The organism is Nocardiopsis halotolerans DSM 44410 (genome assembly GCF_000341065.1).
GTDB lineage: Bacteria > Actinomycetota > Actinomycetes > Streptosporangiales > Streptosporangiaceae > Nocardiopsis > Nocardiopsis halotolerans.
In genome coordinates this window covers 1-4305 of record NZ_ANAX01000373.1, presented here as the reverse complement: position 1 = coordinate 4305, position 4305 = coordinate 1, and the positions used below count along the sequence as shown (strand labels likewise).

5 protein-coding genes are annotated in these 4305 nt (G+C 68.4%); 1 reads left to right on the top strand and 4 read right to left on the bottom strand.

All coding sequences use genetic code 11. From position 1 onward, the window contains the following. Positions 1-335: MFS transporter (locus tag D455_RS0127105; RefSeq protein ID WP_152487168.1), on the top strand; the 335-nt coding region annotated here is incomplete at its 5' end. Positions 336-459: 124 nt separating this feature from the next. On the opposite strand, the gene D455_RS0127095 is transcribed toward D455_RS0127105, so the two are convergent. From D455_RS0127095 to D455_RS0127080, 4 genes are all read right to left on the bottom strand, one after another. Then, positions 460-720, bottom strand: coding sequence for a PspC domain-containing protein (locus D455_RS0127095; RefSeq protein WP_017573796.1), 261 nt, complete (start codon positions 718-720; stop codon positions 460-462). A 417-nt stretch (positions 721-1137) separates the two neighbouring features. After that, positions 1138-1752 carry a TetR/AcrR family transcriptional regulator gene (locus D455_RS0127090; protein WP_017573795.1) on the bottom strand — a complete coding sequence of 205 codons (615 nt, stop codon included), beginning with the start codon at positions 1750-1752 and terminating at the stop codon, positions 1138-1140. Between the two features lie 127 nt (positions 1753-1879). Next, positions 1880-2266, bottom strand: coding sequence for a PPOX class F420-dependent oxidoreductase (locus tag D455_RS0127085; protein ID WP_017573794.1), 387 nt, complete (start codon positions 2264-2266; stop codon positions 1880-1882). 513 nt (positions 2267-2779) lie between these two features. Further along, on the bottom strand, positions 2780-3460 hold the full coding sequence (locus D455_RS0127080; RefSeq protein WP_017573793.1) for a hypothetical protein: 681 nt from the start codon (positions 3458-3460) through the stop codon (positions 2780-2782). Positions 3461-4305: the final 845 nt, after the last annotated feature.

Below are 4305 nucleotides of genomic sequence, written 5' to 3'. Positions count from 1 at the left end.
GCCCCCCCCCCCCGCCGCTGTGGTTGATGGTGACGGCGCTCGCGCTCTGCGGCGTCGCGGGTTCCTACCAGTTCGTGGCCAACGCGGCGTTCGTGCTGTGCGTGCCCAAGGAGGGCCGCGGTCTGGCCTTCGGGCTGGTCGCGGCCGGGCTCCAGGCCGCACAGGGCGTGGGCATCCTGGTGGCCGGGTTCTTCGCCGAGCACTACGGCACCGGTGTCGTCATCGTCGTGGCCGGTGCCGTCGGCGTGGTCTGCGCGTCGCTCCTGACGATCCCGTGGTCACGGATGGCCGATGAGACCATCGAGCGGATGAACGCGACCGGAGACGCCGCCTAGGGAGCCCCTCAGCTCCTCTCGCAGCACTCCGCGGGGGTTTCGCGGGCCTCCTCGGCCTCGCGCTCCTCCCGCGGGGTGCGCAGCTCACGGCGTTTCCAGCCCGGGTGTGCCCTGAGGGTCCACATCAGCTCTGCCTCGGCTTTCCCTGGAAGTTGCGGATGATCTGCTCCAGCAAGGAGTGCCTCTCGTTGTGGGCCGGCATGATCAGCCAGGCCAGGACGTAGACGAAGACCCCGCTGAATCCGAGGACCGTCAGGACCGCGAAGACCAGGCGGACGAGGGTGGAGTCCACGTTGAGGAACTCGGCGATGCCCCCGCACACACCTGCGAGGTAACGGTCGGTCCCGCTGCGTCGGAAGCGCTTGTTCTGGTGGTTCCCGTTCATGTCTCCAGCCTGCCTCCTCCCCACGACGATTCCTATCGGGGACAGCCCTGGACCTCCCCTGACATCCCCCCGAGCGCCCTGGCGGGGCCCGGTACGGGGTTCGCGGTGCCCCCGTACCGGGTTTGACGCGGCTGGGCCTCAGGGCCGTTCCGGGGACTTCCTGAGGCGTGGGCCACACCGGTGCCGGGGCGCGCCTCAGGGGCGGGCGCTCGTCTCCGGCTCGCCCCGGTCCCGCTTCCGTTCCCTCCGCGTTCCGTCCCGCCACCGACGGCGGTTGCCAGCGGTTCCCTCCTGGTGGAGCAGGACAGCGCGCGTCCGGCCCGCCCGGAATCCACGAGGAGGGGCGGAACCCGGAGTGCTGACGGCCGGGGAGCGCCGTTCGGCGGGAGGTCCCCGAGGGAACGCGGAGTGCCCCGGTCAGCCGTCGGCCGCGAACGGCCCGTAGGCCTCGCCCAACTGGCGGAAGGCCGCGCGGATGCTGGCACGGACGTCCGCGGTCTCCTCTCCCTCCGAGAAGCGCAGGCGCTTGATCATGTGCCGCATCACCGCCATGGCCGCCGCGGCGACCAGGAGTGAGCGTTCGTCCTCGGGCGGGGCACCGGTCCGCTCGGCGACGACCGCGGCGAGTTTCATCTCCACGTCGTGGAAGCGGGCGAGCATCCTGGGTACGAGCTGGGGCTCGCGTTCCATGAGCTCCTTGCGCGCGCGCATGTCGGCGCGCTGGGTGGCGAGGTCGTCGGTACTGACCAGGAAGGTGATCAGCACGGTGATGAGGTCGTCGACGAAGTCACCGGTGGGTCCGCCCTCGACGAACCGGCGCAGTACCTCCTCGTCGGGGTGTTTCGGGAGGTCACCGAGGAGGGCGTCCTCCTTGGTGGCGAAATAGTTGAAGAACGTCCGGGTGGAGACGTCGGCCTCGGCCGCGATCTCCTCCACGGTCACGTTCTCCAGGCCGCGTTCCAGCGTGAGACGTACGGCCGCGTCCTGGAGGGCCCGGCGCGTGGCCTGCTTCTTACGCTCGCGAAGCCCCAATGGTCCTCCCCCGTGCGCGGACAATCTTTGCATGAGGTGCAAAGTTTCTTCACAAGTATCCCTCATGGAGGGAGTGCTGGGGCGGAGGGTGCGGCCTCGCCCCCTCAGGGCCGCACCCGTCCGTGTGCTAACGACCGACGAAGCGTTCGGGCCGGACGTGGACGACGACCCGCTCCTCCCTGGGGTCGTCCCAGGGGTAGGGCGTGCCGAGGTACTTCTGGGCCATCTCGTTGATGAAGGCCTTGTCGGTGTCCTCCTCCACCCTGTCGACCACGCCGCGGACCTCCACGTACATGTAGGGGTCGTCGGGGTCGGTGGCCGAGACCGAGATCCGGCCGTCGCGCCTGAGGTTGTGGAGCTTCTGGCGGGTCGTGGTCTGGCTGAACCTCAGGAACTCCCCGTCCCAGTCGATCCACACGGGGCTGGACTGGGGCGCGCCGTCCGGGCCGAGCGTGGCCACGTGCCCGAACGCGGGTTTGCGCAGGACCGCCTGCTGCTTCTCGGAGAACGCCATGATGCTCCTTGTCTGGGGTTGGCGCCGTTACCCTCCGAGTACACCAACACGCGACGCCGTGCACGCGGCGACGCGCGGGAACCCGAGGGCCCGGGGGCGGGTCCCGAAGCCCGCGGGCGGCGGCCGGGCCTGGGCCCCGGGCCGCGCCGAGGGCCTCTGGCTCAACTGGCAGGGCAACGGACTTTCGATCCGAGTGCCAACGCCGCCTGCCCGCGACAAACCCGCAGGCCAGGGCGGTTGTGTCGCACAAACCGGGCGCCCAATCCACCTGATCCACCTGGATTTCGCTCCATGTGCGCTCTTCAGCCTCGTCCGCGCTCCGGGGTTCGCGGGAACCTCACGAAGATGTGCTCCACGTGGGGTCTCGGCGACGCGCACTCTCGCGGATCGGCGGCAGAGGAGAGTTCTGCCCCGTCCCCCTGTCAGAAACCGCTGGTGGCGCGGTCTCGGCACCAGGAGACAGGGAGTGGCGTAGCGGAGACGTCCCGCCTCATGCCCGTGGGCTCTGACGCACTACGACACCCCGGTGTCCCCGTGACTCCGTTCGTCACGGCGCGGGCTCGTCTCCGCGTCGAACGGCCCGTGCTCGGCGTCGTAGACCTTCCTCAGCCTCTGTGCGTTGCGCTTGTGCCTGCGCGCCCACGGCCAGGCGACAGCGAACACCACGAGGACGAACAGGGCCAGGAACAGCTGGAAGGTGTTCCCCGTCCCGTTCGAGAACTGGATCCCCGCGAACACCAGGTAGGGCACCCCAGTCACCAGACCGATCAGCGCGAAGAACCTGTTGGAGTTGGCGCGTTCGAACTGGGGCGCCAGGTACTGGGCGAGCCGGTCCACCTGGGGGTCACCGCTGAGTTCGCCCCGGCGCAGGTGGCGCTGTGCGGTGCGCAGGGTGTTCGGGTCGGCGTCGTGGGGAACCTTCGCTTCCTTGATGGTCCACCGCAGCATCAGCAGGCCGACGCCTGCGCCAAGGGCCGCGCAGACGGCCATGCCCGCCAGGGCGGCAAGCATCCACGGCCAGACCTGTGACAACGGTGCGTCACCGAACACGGTGATCGGCACGAAGCAGAGGGCGAGCAGGATCGCGCCGTACACGGTCACGACCAGTACGACCCTCAGCATGTACTTCCAAGGGTGGTTCTGTCCGTAGCGTTGGAGCAGCATGAACTGTCGGATGGGATTGAATCGGCTCATGCGGGGGGTATGTGTCATATTCATCCCCTTGCCTTGGCGGCGCCGGACAAACGATCACAACCGTCCGCCACATGCCCCCTGCCCTTCGGCAGTACCGCGCCGACCACCTCGCGCCGAACTCGGCTGTCCTCTCCCAGCAGTGCGAACGTAGTTCTCCGGCCATGGAATGCGACCTGTGGCAGCGGTGGTTTCCCGTGTCCGTCATCGGCCATCTGCCCATGGCTCGCAAAAAGTCGCAAACGTGTCGAAACCTCGTGCCCTGGGGGCCTGCTGGATCACTCCACTCGAGGTGAGCGCACGGAGAAACCGAACCTCTCCAAGGGGTCTCTCCACACTTGCCTGCCGCGCCTCTCACACGCGTCAACAGCCGTTGCCCTTGATCTCCTTCGTAACTGACCTTCCGCGCCCCTGCGGGCCGGGTGTCGTGCACCGATTCTCAAGCCCGAGGTGTGAACCAGCAGCACGAATAACAGGAGCCATGGCCGTACCCTGGAGGGGATTCTCTCCGACCCATCCGTGCGATGGCGTCCCTCCACGCGCCACCGGAGACCACCCCCTGCCTCCCCGTCCCAGAACACCGGAGCAGTTCCCGAGCGTTTCATCGCTCCGGCGAGGCGCGGGCCAAGTCCATTGGTGACGAGAAATGACCTCAACACAGGTATTCGCCTCAACACCTGTGTACGGTAAGTGGGCCTTGCCAGGGCCGAGACGAACCGTCTCACCAAGCGGAGGTGAGGAGGACCGCTCCAGCCGTTGGCGGCAGAACGCCCCGAGGACCGGTGTACCGGTACGGCGCGGGGAGCGGCCGCTACCTCGCCCCTCGCCGTAGCTTCGGGAGAACCGGA